Origin of the sequence: Sphingomonas sp. PAMC26645, assembly GCF_004795835.1 — a bacterium.
Classification (GTDB): Bacteria; Pseudomonadota; Alphaproteobacteria; order Sphingomonadales; family Sphingomonadaceae; genus Sphingomonas.
The window spans coordinates 1,273,669-1,288,317 of the sequence record NZ_CP039249.1; the positions used below are offsets into that span (position 1 = coordinate 1,273,669).

The following is a 14,649-nucleotide window of genomic DNA, read 5'->3' on the forward strand; positions in this document are numbered from 1 at the left end:
TCCCGTTGCGGCGCGCGTTGGCGGCCGTTCTTGTTCTTCGCACCCGTTCGGGGCTTATCGCGCCGGTAACACCGGTACTTCGAACGTGCCGACGGGCAGCGGTGCGTCGTCGGCAAGGTTGGTCGCCGGGGCGTCGGCCCAGGCATAGCGGACACGTGTGACGGGTTGGCCATCGCCGGGCAGCATCACCTCGGAGCCCGCGACCTTGCCCGGAGCGTAGCGGCAGGTACCGATCGCGGCGCCGCACAGTTCGAAGCCGATCGCCTGCGCGGCACTGCGGGCATGCAGCGCGCCCGTCACGCCGCTGAACCGCACCGTGACGCCGCCATCCGCGGTGCGCCGCGCATCCGCGACGGCAGGGCCGGACGGCGCGATTTTCTCGCCGTACACCGCGGCGCGCATCACGCGGGCGAGCCTTTGCCCGACCTGGTGCTTCTCGCCGGGATGGATGTCGAGCGCATCGCCGAGGTCGAGTGCGACGGCGATGCCGGCATGCTGGTCCGCCGCCGCGACGCGTCGTTGCGCATCGCGGACGTCGCCCCAGCCGCTCTCCCTCGGCGCGATCGCCGGGCTGCCGTAATTGGCGAGCTGGACGATGCCGAACCCGGTCTCGGGCGTGCCGAAGCGGTGGCGCCAGTCGGCGATCAACGCGGTCATCCGGCGGTCGTACCCGGGGATGCCCGTGTCGGACTCGCCCTGGTACCAGGCCATCCCGGCGAATTTCGTGCTGCCCAGCGGCGCGATCATCGCGTTGTAGAGCGTGCCCGCGCCGTTGATGTCGTCCCACGGCACGCGCGGTGCGGCGCCTGCGAGCCGCTTGGCGATCGCATAGCGCCAGCCGGTGCCGAGCGGCACGCTGCTCCCGTCGGCGAACGACAGCCGCATCGAATCCGCCGGGCCGGTCATCCCGCCATAGGCATAGACGTCGTCGTCGTTGACGGTGATGACGTTCCGCCCGGCCTTCAGGCTGCCGGCGGGCAGCGCGTAGACCCGCGATTGCGACGCGAGGCTGCTGCCACCGACGCCCACGCCGTTGACCCAGGTGCGGTCCGCGTCGTCGATCATGCCCAGCACCAACGTCGCCGCGCCGCGTGCCTGTTCGGCGGTCAGCTGGACCTCGTGCTGGTACCAGATCATGCCGTTATAATCGGTGAGCGCAGGCACGCCCCAGGTCTCGAAATTGGTCATCGCGGGCACCGGATGCCAGTCGAGCGCGGTATCGGGCTGCCACGGCTCGCGGCCGGCAGCGTCGCCCGAGCCGTCGCGCCACCAGCTTTCCCAGATCGTCGATGCCTGCCGGTTGGCGGCGGCGGGATCGCGGGCATAGAGCGCGAGCAGGTCGGCGGGGGCGCCGAGCTCGGCCTGGCGCAACGCGGTATCGCTCATCCACGCGCTGATCCGCGACCCGCCCCAGCTCGAATGCACCGCGCCGATCGGTACGCCGGACGTACGGCGCAGCGCCTGGACCATGTAGAAACACGCGGCCGAGAAGCTTGGCGCCGTGGTCGGGCCAGACACCGTCCAGCGCGGCTGTTCGGCAAATCGCGCGACCGGTGTGGCGGCGGAGACCTTGGCGATCGTCAGCAGGCGCAGCTTGTCGTCGACCTCCGGGTGCGCGTCGGGAAACAAACCCTGTCCCTGCTCGACGCGCAATTCCATGTTGCTCTGGCCCGAACACAGGAAGACGTCGCCGATCAGGATATCGCGCAGGACGGCCGCACCGCTCGGGGCGGCGATCGTCAGGTCGTACGGACCGCCAGCGGGGAGCGCGGGCAGGCTCGCCGAGAAACTCCCGTCGCGCGCGGCCTTTGCGGTGACGCTGCGCCCCGCCAGCGTGATCATCACGGTCTCGCCCGCTGCGGCCTGTCCGGTCAGGACGATAGGTTGCCCGCGCTGGATCACCGCATGATCGCCCATGACGCCGTCGAGGCGCGGAGCCGCCGACGCGGCGGTAGCGCCGATGGTGAGGATCGCGCCGATGGCCAGGCACGCTGTGACGGTCCGCATGTTGTATTCCCCTGTCGGCTAGATCGGCTGGAGGCCGTGGCGCTTGATACGGTCGATGAGATCGCGGTGGCCGGGCAGGCTGCTCACCAGCCGCTGCGTCTGCACCTGGTTGTCGTGCCGCGCGCGCCGAGCCAGCCGGACATCGTCGTCGATCGACCCCGGCATCACCGCGGTCCGCGCCCCCATGCCGTACAGCACATATTGATAGCTCGCCGACGGGAAGACCTCCTCCGCGCGGTCGAATTCGTCATGGACCCAGGGCGACTGGAACCGCCACAGCTCCATCAGGCCCGCGAGCCGGTCGGGGATCGACTCCGGCCGAACATTATCGCGCCAGAACGCGGTGTCGGTCCGCTTCGTCAGCGCATAATGCAGCTTGAGGAAATCGATGATCCGCCCCCATCGGTAATGGGCCGTGTCGTTGAAGCGATGCGCGACGACGTCCATCACTTCGCGGCACGCCGGCATCTGCTCGGCGATCATCTTCGCCGACAGCTCGATCAGGACGATCGCGGAGGCTTCCAGCGGTTCGAGGAAGCCCGCGGCGAGCCCGACCGCGACGCAGTTGCGCACCCAGAACTGCTCGCGGTGGCCAGCGCGGATCGCCAGCCGTCGCGCGGTCAGGTCACGCGCGGCGGGCCCGATATAGTCGCGCAACTCCTGCTCGGCGGCGTCCGCGCTGATGTGGCCGCTGGAGAAGACATGGCCGACCCCGCGCCGCGTCGGCAGGCCGATGTCCCAGATCCAGCCGGCCGACTGCGCGGTCGAGATCGTGTGGCTCGCGATCGGTGCGTCGGGCACGTCGTAGGGCACCTGCATCGCCAGCGCGGTGTCGCAGAACAATATGTCGGTGCAACTGCGGAACGGCACGTTCATCGCGCCGCCGATCAGCAGCGCGGCAAAGCCGGTGCAATCGATGAACAGGTCGCCCGCGATCGATATGCCCTGTTCGGTATCGAGGCTGGCGATGTCGCCGCTCTCGTCGAGATGCACCTCGGTGACGTCGGCCTTCACATGGCGGACACCGAGCGTGTCGCAGCAATGCCGCTGGAGGAAGTGCGAAAATTTCCCCGCATCGAGGTGATACGCGTAGTTCGCATGGCCGTCATATTCGGGCGTCGCGATCGTCTTGGGGCCGAGCCCTTCGTCGCAGATCCGGCCCTGCGGCGTGACCGTGTCGCAGAACGTCGCGCTACCCTCGTCCGCCAACCAGTGCGGTGCGAGGTTCAACTGCCCGAAGTGCTGCGGGAGCATTAGCGGGTGGTAATAGCCGTCGTCCGGCGCACCGGTGGTCCAGCGATTGAACCGAGCGCCCTGCTTGAACGACGCGTCGCACTGCCGGAACAGCTCGGTTTCCGACACGCCCATCTTCTTGAGCGTCGAACGCAGCGTCGGCCACGTCCCTTCGCCGACGCCGATCGTCGGCACGTTGGGCGATTCGACCAAAGTGACGGTGAATCCGTGCTGGCGCCGTGCCTGGTGCTTGGCCGCGATCACGCCCGCGGTCAGCCACCCTGCGGTGCCGCCGCCGACGATAACGATGTTCTGAATTTCGTGCATGGTGCAGCGTAATCGAAAAAAGGCGGAGCACGAACAGGTCGTGCTCCGCCAGTGGGAGGGGGATCAGAAGTGGAAGCGGACGCCCGCGGTGTAGCGGCGGCCGTAATCGAACACGTCGAGCAACTGGTTGTCGTAGCGCCCGTGCGTGCTCTGCTGGTTGTTGTTGACGTTTAACGCTTCGGCAAAGACGCTGAACTGCTTGTTGATGTCGTAGCTCGTCGACAGATCGACCTGGAAGCTCTGGTCGACGAAGGTCGGCTCCGACCCGAAGGCGCCGGTGTTCTGGTTCTGGCCGAACTGAAGGAGATACTTGTCGCGCCAGTTGAGAGCGGTGCGGAACTGGAACCCACCCTTGTCATAGAAGCCGACGAAGTTCGCTGAATTCGCCAACCCGGTGACCGCGAAGCCGGTCTGCGAAATGTTCTTGTCGTCATAGGGCCGGTTGGTGTTGACGAAGGTTGCGTTGGCCTGGAACCCGAAGCCCGAGTTGCCGAACACCTGTTGCCACGCCAGTTCGACACCGCGGACGGTCGCGTTGGGTCCGTTGACCTGCTGCGATACGGCGAAGCTCGCCAGGATGCCCGTCGTCGGATCGATCAGCCCGTTGATCGACTGCCGCGTCACGCCGCCGATGATGAAGTTGCTGACGTTCTTCAGGAAGAAGTCGACCGACAAATACGAGTTGCGCTGATAATACCATTCGGCGGCGATGTCGAAATTGTCCGCCAGGTACGGTTTCAAATTCGGGTTGCCGCCGCTGGCCGTCAGGGCGCCGACGCGCTGGCCGTTGCCGACGTTCAGCACTGGGTTGAGTACGCTGAGGCTCGGGCGGGTCAGCGTACGTGACGCGTCGAAGCGCACCAGCAGCGTGTTGGTGATTTCCAGCTTCGCATCAAGGCTGGGCAACAGGTAGGAATACGAGCTGTTGGTCGTGTTCGGCACGATTGCGGTGTAGGTCGGGATGCCGAGCAACGACGGATCGGCGGTGCTCGTCGTGATCGAGGTCGGCAGGCGACCTTGGCCAGTCGCGCGCAGGTTCGTCGTTTCGTTGCGAACGCCCGCATTCATCGTGAACGGCATGCCGCCGACGTCCGCCTTGAAGTTCGCGCTGAAGTAGAGCGACCAGGTCCGCTCGCGCACGTTCAGCACGCTGCCCGGATCGACCGCTTCGTCGAAATTCCCGCGGAAGCCAAGTAGTCCATCGCCGCTCGTCGGGCTCGGATAATTGAAGCCCGGGATGTTCTTCGCGTACGGGTTGCCCAGGCTCGTCAGGTAGTTCTGATATGCGGTCGGGCTGAACACGAATACCGACGGCGGCAGGCTGCCGTTGAAACCGGGAATGAAGTTGTCGAGGCTGACCGAGCCCTGGTAGATGTTCGCGGGGACCGGCGAGATGCCCGTCGTCCGCCCCGATGGGCCGCCATAACCGGCATAGGCCTGCCAGAAGTTGTTGGTGAACGTGCTCTGGTTGCGGAAGTTGAACGTGTCCTGATAATATTGGCCACCGGCCTTGAGCGTCAAATTGTCCTGCTTCCAGGTGGCGTTGCCGCGGAACTGGGCGAGTTCATCGGTATTGTGCTGCGTCTGGTTGACCGTGACGTGCGTACCGATCACCGACTGATCGGCCCAGCGTGCGCCATCGCCGGCGGGACCGAAGTTGCTGATGGTCGGGAAGGCGTCGCTGCTCTTGCCGTCGACCTTGAAGCGCAGGACGTTGCCGAGCGCGTTGCCGAGCGCGTTGCCGTACCCGATGTCGCCGTTTTTGCTGCCGATCACGTTGCCGGGGTTCAGCCAGCTTTTCGCATACGAGCCGTCTGCTTCCAGCGTCAGATTTTCCGTCACGTCATACTTGACGTTCAGGCCGGTCTGGTTGGTCTGCAGGATCTGCTTGTTTTCTGCAGCCGTGAAATCGGTTGGGCTGCCGGCCTGCGTGAAGTCGACCGCCGTGCCGTTCTTGTCGACCGTGACGTTGCGCAGATCGCCCTGGCTGAACCACACGCCGAACGCGTAATTGTCCTGGTTGATCGTCTGGCGCGAGAAGTTGTTGTCCAGCGTGACCATCAGGTCGTCGGTCGGATGATATTGGAACGCGACGCGCGCATCGACGCGCTCATCCTTCACGCGCTGTTGCTCGGCGCCATATTGCTGCGGGAACCAGCCGGGCAGGTTCTGGCGATTGTTGGGATTGGCGTAGTTTGCCGACTTCGGATCGCTGGTCGGCGCACAGTTTGCCGCCCCGGCGTTACCGGTCAGCTGGCACGGCGCGAAATTGCCGCCCGGCCAACCCGACACATAGACGCGGTTGGTATCAGTATCACGCCGCGTGTAGATCACGTCGGCAAGGACACCGAATGTCTCGTCTTTGTTCGTGCTGCTGATCAACAGGCCGGCGGTCGGCACAATCTTGCCCGAGCGATCCTGGATCGACCCCGAACCCGTGGCGGCGAGGCGGAACCCGGGATGGTCGAACGGCTTGGGGAACTGGATATCCACAGTCGCGCCGATCGAGCTTGATGCCACCGTCACGTCTGGTGTCTTGAAGACGCTCAGCTGGCCGATGAAATCGACGCCGACGGTGCTGAAGTCGATCTGGCGGTTGCCGGTTGCGGTCGAGATGCGGCGGCCATCGTACAACGTGGTGTTGAAATCGCCGCCGAAACCGCGAACCGTGATGCCGATCGGCTCGCCGCGCGAACCGGAACGCTGGATCGACACGCCCGGCAGGCGCTGGAGCGACGCCGCGACGTTGGAGTCCGGGAACTTGCCGATGTCTTCCGCCGAGATGACGTCGACGACGCCTGACGAAGTGCGCTTCAGGTCGAGGTTGCGCTGGAGCGATCCGCGCAGGCCGGTGACGATGATGTCGTCGCTCTGCGCTGTACCGCCCTGCACCGTGTTACCCTGCGACACGTCTGGCGCGGTCGCTGCGTCCTGTGGCTGTCCGGCTTCCGACGCGGTCGTGGTGTTCGCGGTCGTCGGCACGGCTGGCTGCGGCGCGGACGGCTGCGTGGTCGTGCTGTTCTGAAGATTGCCCTGATCCTGCGCCATCGCCGGGATCGACCACATCATCGCCAGTACGCTGGTCGCGCAGGCGAGTGCGCTCGATGGGTGGGCCAGTCCTCGAAAGCCTAAAGCGCGCGTCGTGGTGGTCACGGTCAAACATCCCCTCATGCGGCGCCGCACCGCCCTTCTTGTGAGAGGCGTCCACGGCAAAACTGCTTCGACGATCGAATCATGCGCGTTTCCGCACCGTCTCGACCATCTACGATAGCGCTCACAATACTCAGGCTAACAATCAATGCAAGCATTTGTATGAGTGGTCGCGGCGAGGCTTTGCAACCGGGGCGCCATGTGCGATCTCTTGGCCAAGAAGACTGTACGGAGAGAGATGGATGCCGATCTGGGAGATGCTGAGCCATGCGCAGCACGCGGCGTTGCGCGTATCGCGCGCGCATGACGGAGGGCGGCAATTCGCGCAGATCGTCGCGGACGAATTTCTCCAGGCCGCCCCGTATTATGCGATTTTGTTCACGAAACACCCGGAAACCGGCGCCTTCTACGCAGGCGTCGTGATGGGCCTGGAACCGGGCCGCAACCTGATGGCGGTAAAGGGGGCGTTGCCCGACTATCGACCCGCCGACCTCGAACGCCAGGGCTTCTACATCACCGACGGGCAACTGGTCGTCGACCGCGAACACGGTGTCTTTGCGGAGCCTGACGGCCAGCTTTTGTTCGACATGAACGGTGAGGCAGCGCTACCACTCAAGCGCATCCAGCAGGCGCTGCACGTCCTCCAGTCGGGCATTCCCGAGACCGATGCGCTGATCGAGCGTTTCCTCGCGCATCGCCTGCTCGAGCCGATCGACGTGACGATGGGCTTCGACGACGGCGAACATTTGACGCTCGAAGGGCTCTACACGATCAGCCTCGACGCGCTGCACGCATTGCCCGATGCCGCAGTGCTCGATCTGTTTCGCCGCGGCGACCTGCAACTCGCCTATGCGCAAGCCGGATCGATCCGCCACCTGCGGACGCTCGGCCGGATCCGGAACAACCGGCTGGCGGACATCGGCTGATGCTGCATGAGCCGCCCGCCGGCGCGTTGCGCGATCCGGACACTTTCCAGGCCGAGGTGATGGCCCGGTGCGAGCCCGCGGTGCTGCGCGGCGCGGCGCGGGATTGGCCGATGCTGACGGGCGCGACGACGCCAAGTGCTGCACTCGACCGCGTGGTGGCGCAGCTTCGCCGCTTCGATAGCGGCAAGCTTGCGGAAGTGTTCGTCGGCAAGCCCGAGATCGGCGCGCGGTACACTTACGACGCGACGCTCGCCGGGTTCAATTTCGAGCGCAGCGTGGTGCCGTTCGGCGAGGCGCTGACGCGAATCCTCGACAGCGCGGCGGACCCCGGCCGGACCAGCATGTACATGGGATCGATGACCGCGGAGACGTATTTCCCCGGTATCGAGGAGACCACCCGCCTGCCGTTCGTCCCGCCCGCGGTGCGCCCCCGGTTCTGGGTCGGGCACGCATCGACGGTGGCCTGCCATTACGACACGATGGACAATGTCGCGTGCGTCGCGGCGGGGCGGCGGCGCTTCACGCTGTTCCCGCCCGACGCGATCCGCGACCTGTATGTCGGACCGATCGACCACACGCTCGCCGGCCAGCCGATCAGCCTCGCGGTCGGCAGCGAGCCCGGCGACCCGCGCTTCCCCCGCTTCGAAAACGCCCGCGACCGCGCACTGGTGGTCGAGCTGGAGCCGGGCGACGCGCTCTACGTGCCGAAACTCTGGTGGCATCAGGTCGAGGCGGTCGGCGACGTCAACGTCCTGGTCAATTTCTGGTGGGACGGGTTCAGCTCAGGCCCGGACCAGCCCTACACCGCCATGCTGCTATCGCTGCTGACGATCGCCGAACGCCCGCCGGCCGAGCGCGCAGCGTGGCGCGCGTGGTTCGATCATTACGTGTTCCGCCCCGACGGCCACCCGCTCGCATTCCTCCCGCCCGAACGCCACGGCGTGCTCGGCGCGTCGAAGGAGAATTACGGGCGTATCCGAACACTGGTGATGCGCCTGCTGCGCGGCGGTTGAGAGTGCGGGGTCGTGTGCGGTCGTGTGGAGTTCGTACGTGGGATCGGCGACGAACTATTAGTCACGGCAAGTGTTGCCCGTGCGGCGTCCACAGTTGCGATCACCTCCGCACTGTCGGGCGGCAAGGCGGTCTCCGCACGCATCACGATATGCGGCCACACCAAGCGGGTCGACTGCATGGTCGACGGCCACACGGTCTGGATGGCGGGCATGAAGATCCGCATCGCCGACATCGACACGCCGAAGACCCACCCGCCGCGCTGCGCCTGCAAAGCCCGTCTGGGGCAGACGGCAACGCCGAAGATGCAGGCGCTGCTCAGCGCCGGCTCCTCCACGTTGACCCCGATCAAGCGCGACGTCGACCGCACGGCCGCAAACTGCTTATCGTCGAGCGGGGCGCGGAGTCGCTGGACGCGGTACTGGTTGGCCACGGACTCGCGCGGCACTATGGCAGCAAGCGCTCGCCCCGGTGTGCTAAAACATCTAGCAGGCCGAGTCTACCAAGCTGCGGATCGCCCTCACTAGTTCGAGTGGCGTATCACCCAGCTTAAGGTGTCTGCATAAACTCATCGGGGACAATTGCGTTGACCACATTTCTTGTGATTTTGCAGATAAAAGAGATATTGCTTTTTTCCCGCCGACAAGATCTCTTATTTCTACCCCCTCTCTAACTCTCGATTCTATGAATTGCTTTGCCTTCGCCATTGCTGTCTGAAGTGCAAGGCTTCTATCATGCTTCTGATATGAATCAGCAATCAGTTCCGGGAGGCTCTCTGCCATTTCGGCCATTACTCTTTTGAACATTTCATCGACATCTTCATAGCGAACAGGCTCTCGCGCTCTGTTTTCAATGTAAGAATGCATTAAAGCCGGATCTAGAAAAAAATTCTCGATTTCCTTTTTTTGCCAGACGGTGACAAAAAGCGCGTCTTTCTTTGCTTCAGAAATAAGTTCTGCAAATAAAATATCAGGTTTATAGTCTCTGTCCATAAACATCACGCCGGCGACTTTGCCTGCTGACGTATCGTGGAATGCCTTTGAAGCCATAGCTGCTTTAGGCCAATTGTTCATTCCTCCGATTGAAAAGTGAGGAATTCGCGAGAACCGATCATAAAACGCGTTACCCATTTTGAACGCTATTTGATCAATGAATGGGTAGTCTTTACCCTCAACAAACAGTATGCGACCTGACGACGCAAGCTTTGAAAGTTGAATATTTAGGTTTGTTCCAATTGCCTCCGCGACGCCCTGAGCCTGGGCATCAGACGACAATTGACGCGATCGAGATTCTCGCTTTCTAACTGAAACGATTTCACTTGGTGAAACGTCCGCTATCATTTCCATTGAGTGTGTCGCTACTATCGTCTGCCTGTAACATTCGGCGGATAGCAGTTTAATCAATTTCCGCTGCAAATCGGCGTGCAGATAAACGTCCGGCTCGTCTAGTATGACAATGGAGTCTGTATCAACGCGGGACAGAAACCATATTGTTTGTATCCAAGCTTGAAGGCCGGATCCCACTAAGGCCATTTCGCTTACAAATGGGCCATCTCTTATGGTGACACCGTAGTTATTCTTTTTGTCGCCAAGTCCGTACTCAATATCGCTAACTTGAAGATTGCTACTCCAAGTGTTGACTAGAAGTTCTTGAAATCTGGCAAACTCAGCGGGCATGTCTGCCATTTGGTTCCGGATATGGCGATAAGATAAATATCCATTTATATGTTTCTTGAGATATTTTTTATCTCTTTGCGTCTCTTCAGACAAAAGTGCGCCGACGGGTGGCATCACAAATATATCTGTAAATTTCTTCGATGATGCTTGCGATCTTAGGTTTACTTTTTTACCGCCGGGTAAGCTCATCTGGCAATATATCTCCGATGCGTCGGATCCGATTGCAATAGTTATCGAGCAGTTGTTATTATAGCGAACTTTTATGATCGCAGGATCGTGGGATTCATAATTATAGTGTATTCCACGATGCTCAATATCTAGTGTCTCGACTGAAAACCGAAATACGGGTCCGCTTATATCCGGCGCTAAATGGTCCGGTGCCATTTCGAAAACGGCGGACGGGGACTTCTTCACCGCTGCAGAAGCGATACGTAGCGCTTCAATAAGGGTCGTCTTGCCCGCGTTATTTTGGCCTATAAGAAGGCAGAATGGGGTGAAGTCGATAGTGTGATCTTTGAATCCCCGAAAGTTTTTAAGCACTACCGACTTTATCACTTATACTACTCCGCCGCGACCGAGTCGCTGAACATGTCCCGAACCTCACTCAGGTCCACATTCGCCGCCGGACCCTTCTTCGCGGTCTGGCGCTTGTCGAACGAGTCCCAGACGTCGTTCCACTGGCCCTTCGTCGCAGCCTTAGAATACTCCGTCGCGCGCTGTTCGAAGAAGTTGGCGTGCTCGACGCCGTTGAGCATCGGGGCGAGCCAGGGCAGCGGGTGCTCGTCGATCATGTAGATCGGCTTCAGGCCGAGCTGAGTCATGCGCCAGTCGGCGATGAAGCGGATGTACTTCTTGATCTCCTTGGGGGTCATGCCGTTGACCGGGCCCATCTCGAAGGCGAGGTCGATGAAATTGTCCTCGAGGCGGATCGTCGTCTGGCAGACGTCGGCGATGTCGTCCTTGACCGCCTTGGTCAGGCACTGGCGCTCCTGACAGAAGGTGTGGAACATCTTGATGATGCCCTCGCAGTGGAGGCTCTCGTCGCGGATCGACCAGGTGACGATCTGGCCCATGCCCTTCATCTTGTTGAAGCGCGGGAAGTTCATCAGCATCGCGAACGAGGCGAACAGCTGGACGCCCTCGGTGAAGCCGCCGAACATGGCGAGCGTGCGCGCGATGTCCTCGTCGTTGTCGACGGTGAACTGCTGCATGTAATCATGCTTTTCCTTCATCTCGGCATATTCGAGGAAGGCGCCGTACTCGCTCTCGGGCATGCCGATGGTGTCGAGCAGATGGCTGTAGGCGGCGATGTGGACCGTCTCCATGTTGCTGAACGAGGTCAGCATCATCTTGATCTCGGTCGGCTTGAACACGCGGCCGTACTTCTCGTGGTAGCAATCCTGCACCTCGACGTCGGCCTGCGTGAAGAAGCGGAAGATCTGCGTGAGCAGGTTGCGCTCGTGATCGCTGAGCTTCTGCGCCCAATCGCGGCAATCCTCGCCCAGAGGCACTTCCTCGGGGAGCCAGTGAAGCTGCTGCTGGCGCTTCCAGAACTCGAACGCCCAGGGGTATTCGAACGGCTTGTACTGCTTGGAGGCGTGAAGGAGGGACATGGGGTAAGCCTTTCGGGAGATTGGTTTTATATCGAGAAACTGGGGGGATCAGGTCGCGTGTTTCATGTCTCGGTGCTCCATTGCCACATCGCGGCGGCGGACATCGCGAGGACGATCGCGCCGGAGGTGAGCATGATGCCGATCATGCGGAACGCGTAGGTCTGCTGCTCGGTGATGCTCGGGCTGCGCAACCGGAGCAGCATCGCGGTGCCGACGATTCCGAGCACGCCTGCGACCACGAACATGATAGCTGAACCATACGTCATGCGACCAACTCGCCCGGCGCGCGTTCAGCACCCGAACCCAACACAGGAGAACGACCATGGTCGATGCAACCAAGATCCAGGAACATGCCGAAGTCATCGGCGCGGACGGCGTCCATGTCGGTACCGTCGACAAGGTCGAAGGCAACCGCATCAAGCTGACCAAGAAGGACTCGGGCGCGCAGGTCGTCGAGGGCACGGGCAGCCATGAAGGGCATCATCACTTCATCTCGCTCGGGCTGGTCGCGGATATCGAGGACGGCAAGGTCCGGCTTTCCGCCAACGCCGACGTGGCGGTGACGTTCGAAGAAGAGGCCTGACGCGAACGCGGTGCGCATCGAGCGCGCCGCATAGCCTGCCCGAACCCCGGTCCGCTTCGCGCGGGCCGGGGTTTTTTGCGTCAGGCGCGCCCCGGTCCGTGATGCACGGGCCGGGGTCACGCTTGAACGCCGAGAGGCCTTACTGGCAGGCAAGGCACTCATCGTAATCCTTCGACTCGACGTCGATCTGGCGCAGGTCGATGGTGTTGTCCGCCTCGACGCCGCCGGCGAAGCCCGCGCGCTGGACCGACTTCGAGCGGAGGTAATAGAGCGACTTGATGCCGAGCTCCCAGGCGCGGAAGTGGAGCATCAGCAGATCCCACTTCTCGACGTCTGCCGGGATGAACAGGTTCAGCGACTGCGCCTGGTCGATGTACGGCGTGCGATCGGCGGCGAGTTCGAGCAGCCAGCGCTGGTCGATCTCGAACGACGTCTTGTAGCAGTCCTTTTCCTCGACCGAGAGGAAGTCGAGATGCTGGACCGAGCCGCCCTGTTCGAGGATCGAGTTCCACACCGCGTCCGAGTTCTTCGACTTCTCGCTCAGCATCTTTTCGAGATACGGGTTCTTGATCGAGAAGCTGCCCGACAGCGTCTTGTGCGTGTAGATGTTCGCCGGGATCGGCTCGATGCACGCCGACGTGCCGCCGCAGATGATCGAGATCGACGCGGTCGGTGCGATCGCCATCTTGCAGCTGAACCGCTCCATCGCGCCGACGTCGGCGGCATCGGGGCAGGGGCCACGCTCGATCGCGAGCTGCATCGAGGCTTCGTTGGCTTGGCTGCTGATGTGCTTGAACATGCGCAGGTTCCACGACTTCGCCATCGCGCCCTCGAACGGGATGCCGCGGGCCTGAAGGAACGAGTGGAAGCCCATCACGCCGAGACCGACCGAGCGCTCGCGGCCCGCGCTATAGGCGGCGCGCTCCATGCCGGGTTCGTGGCGGTCGATGTAATCCTGCAGCACGTTGTCGAGGAAGCGCATCACGTCTTCGATCAGGCCCTTCTCGTCCTTCCACTGATCCCACGTCTCGAGGTTCAGCGACGACAGGCAGCACACGGCCGTACGCTCGTTGCCGAGGTGATCCTTGCCGGTCGGCAGCGTGATCTCCGAGCACAGGTTCGAGGTCGAGACCTTGAGGCCGAGCTCGCGGTGATGCTTGGGCATCGCCTTGTTCACGTGATCGGCGAAGACGATATACGGCTCGCCGGTCTGGAGGCGGGTCTCGACGAGCTTCTGGAACAGCGAGCGCGCGTCGACGGTGGCGCGGATCGCCTGGTCCTTCGGCGAGCGGAGATGCCATTCCTCACCGTTGCGCACGGCTTCCATGAAGTCGTCGGTGATCAGCACGCCGTGGTGGAGGTTCAAAGCCTTGCGGTTGAAATCGCCCGAAGGTTTGCGGATTTCGAGGAATTCCTCGATCTCGGGGTGCGAGACGTCGAGATAGACCGCCGCCGAACCACGGCGCAGCGAGCCCTGGCTGATCGCGAGCGTGAGCGAATCCATGACGCGGACGAACGGGATGATGCCGCTGGTCTTGCCGTTGAGGCCGACCGGCTCGCCGATGCCGCGGACGTTGCCCCAATAGGTGCCGATGCCGCCGCCGCGCGAGGCGAGCCAGACATTCTCGTTCCAGGTGTCGACGATGCCGCCGAGGCTGTCGGGGACCGAGTTGAGGTAGCACGAGATCGGCAGGCCGCGGCCGGTGCCGCCGTTCGACAGAACGGGGGTGGCGGGCATGAACCAGAGCTTCGAGATCGCGTCGTACAGGCGCTGCGCATGGCCGGCGTCGTCGGCGTAGGCCGAGGCGACACGGACGAACAGGTCCTGGTAGCTCTCGCCCGGAAGCAGGTAGCGATCCTTCAGCGTGTCCTTGCCGAACTCGGTCAGCAGCGCGTCGCGGCTGTGATCGACCTCGACCGGGTAGATCTGCGCGCGCACGGAGTGGCTGTCCTGCGCCTGGCGCGGGGCCTTGGGGGCCTCGGCTTCAGGCGCTGCGATGGTCTGTTCGATCGTGTCTGTGGTCATGTCGCTATCCCGGCTGCTGTCTCTGAAATCCATCGAAACCGCTCCTAGTGTTCTGTATTCGTTCGAATCGGCGTCATGTCGCCATGCTACCATCGGA

The 14,649-nt window shown here is 62.6% G+C and carries 11 protein-coding genes; 4 read left to right on the plus strand and 7 right to left on the minus strand.

The features are described from left to right. Positions 1–54: 54 nt before the first annotated feature. The 3 genes from E5673_RS05950 to E5673_RS05960 all read right to left on the minus strand — a co-directional run bounded on the left by E5673_RS05950 (position 55) and on the right by E5673_RS05960 (position 6,636). Positions 55–2,007: a sialate O-acetylesterase gene (locus tag E5673_RS05950; RefSeq protein WP_136189303.1), complete on the minus strand. Its 1,953-nt coding sequence runs from the start codon at positions 2,005–2,007 to the stop codon at positions 55–57. Positions 2,008–2,025: 18 nt separating this feature from the next. Further along, positions 2,026–3,567, minus strand: coding sequence for a tryptophan halogenase family protein (locus E5673_RS05955; RefSeq protein WP_136189304.1), 1,542 nt, complete (start codon positions 3,565–3,567; stop codon positions 2,026–2,028). Positions 3,568–3,630: 63 nt separating this feature from the next. Continuing rightward, positions 3,631–6,636, minus strand: a complete 3,006-nt coding sequence (locus E5673_RS05960) for a TonB-dependent receptor (protein ID WP_210731850.1) — start codon at positions 6,634–6,636, stop codon at positions 3,631–3,633. A 323-nt stretch (positions 6,637–6,959) separates the two neighbouring features. On the opposite strand from E5673_RS05960, the gene E5673_RS05965 reads away from it, so the two are divergent. The 3 genes from E5673_RS05965 to E5673_RS05975 are packed head-to-tail and all read left to right on the plus strand — an operon-like array spanning position 6,960 to position 9,181. After that, entirely contained in the window at positions 6,960–7,643 is a 684-nt protein-coding gene (locus E5673_RS05965) for a SapC family protein (RefSeq protein WP_136189305.1), read from the plus strand. Next, positions 7,643–8,656, plus strand: a complete 1,014-nt coding sequence (locus E5673_RS05970; RefSeq protein ID WP_136189306.1) for a cupin-like domain-containing protein — start codon at positions 7,643–7,645, stop codon at positions 8,654–8,656. Before E5673_RS05965 ends, E5673_RS05970 begins: the two co-directional genes overlap by 1 nt. Positions 8,657–8,680: 24 nt before the next feature. Continuing rightward, positions 8,681–9,181: a hypothetical protein gene (locus E5673_RS05975; RefSeq protein ID WP_136189307.1), complete on the plus strand. Its 501-nt coding sequence runs from the start codon at positions 8,681–8,683 to the stop codon at positions 9,179–9,181. Here the strand turns inward: E5673_RS05975 and E5673_RS05980 are convergent. From E5673_RS05980 to E5673_RS05990, 3 genes are all read right to left on the minus strand, one after another. Then, on the minus strand, positions 9,140–10,885 hold the full coding sequence (locus E5673_RS05980; RefSeq protein WP_136189308.1) for an ATP-binding protein: 1,746 nt from the start codon (positions 10,883–10,885) through the stop codon (positions 9,140–9,142). The genes E5673_RS05975 and E5673_RS05980 overlap by 42 nt on opposite strands. 5 nt (positions 10,886–10,890) lie before the next feature. After that, positions 10,891–11,943: a ribonucleotide-diphosphate reductase subunit beta gene (locus E5673_RS05985; protein ID WP_056060836.1), complete on the minus strand. Its 1,053-nt coding sequence runs from the start codon at positions 11,941–11,943 to the stop codon at positions 10,891–10,893. Positions 11,944–12,005: 62 nt separating this feature from the next. Next, a complete protein-coding gene (locus tag E5673_RS05990; RefSeq protein ID WP_132736349.1) occupies positions 12,006–12,209 on the minus strand; it encodes a hypothetical protein in 204 nt (67 codons plus the stop codon). Between the two features lie 56 nt (positions 12,210–12,265). Here E5673_RS05990 and E5673_RS05995 point away from each other — a divergent pair, with 56 nt between their 5' ends. Next, positions 12,266–12,526, plus strand: a complete 261-nt coding sequence (locus tag E5673_RS05995) for a DUF2171 domain-containing protein (protein WP_056055125.1) — start codon at positions 12,266–12,268, stop codon at positions 12,524–12,526. 139 nt (positions 12,527–12,665) lie between these two features. On the opposite strand, the gene E5673_RS06000 is transcribed toward E5673_RS05995, so the two are convergent. Further along, positions 12,666–14,585, minus strand: coding sequence for a ribonucleoside-diphosphate reductase subunit alpha (locus E5673_RS06000; protein ID WP_136189309.1), 1,920 nt, complete (start codon positions 14,583–14,585; stop codon positions 12,666–12,668). Positions 14,586–14,649 lie beyond the last annotated feature (64 nt).

Bases quoted from the DNA above. Each gene is read 5' to 3' on its own strand.
- E5673_RS05950 (WP_136189303.1), bottom strand. From the start codon at position 2,007: ATGCGGACCGTCACAGCGTGCCTGGCCATCGGCGCGATCCTCACCATC.
- E5673_RS05955 (WP_136189304.1), bottom strand. From the start codon at position 3,567: ATGCACGAAATTCAGAACATCGTTATCGTCGGCGGCGGCACCGCAGGG.
- E5673_RS05960 (WP_210731850.1), bottom strand. From the start codon at position 6,636: ATGATGTGGTCGATCCCGGCGATGGCGCAGGATCAGGGCAATCTTCAG.
- E5673_RS05965 (WP_136189305.1), top strand. From the start codon at position 6,960: ATGCCGATCTGGGAGATGCTGAGCCATGCGCAGCACGCGGCGTTGCGC.
- E5673_RS05970 (WP_136189306.1), top strand. From the start codon at position 7,643: ATGCTGCATGAGCCGCCCGCCGGCGCGTTGCGCGATCCGGACACTTTC.
- E5673_RS05985 (WP_056060836.1), bottom strand. From the start codon at position 11,943: ATGTCCCTCCTTCACGCCTCCAAGCAGTACAAGCCGTTCGAATACCCC.
- E5673_RS05990 (WP_132736349.1), bottom strand. From the start codon at position 12,209: ATGACGTATGGTTCAGCTATCATGTTCGTGGTCGCAGGCGTGCTCGGA.
- E5673_RS05995 (WP_056055125.1), top strand. From the start codon at position 12,266: ATGGTCGATGCAACCAAGATCCAGGAACATGCCGAAGTCATCGGCGCG.
- E5673_RS06000 (WP_136189309.1), bottom strand. From the start codon at position 14,585: ATGGATTTCAGAGACAGCAGCCGGGATAGCGACATGACCACAGACACG.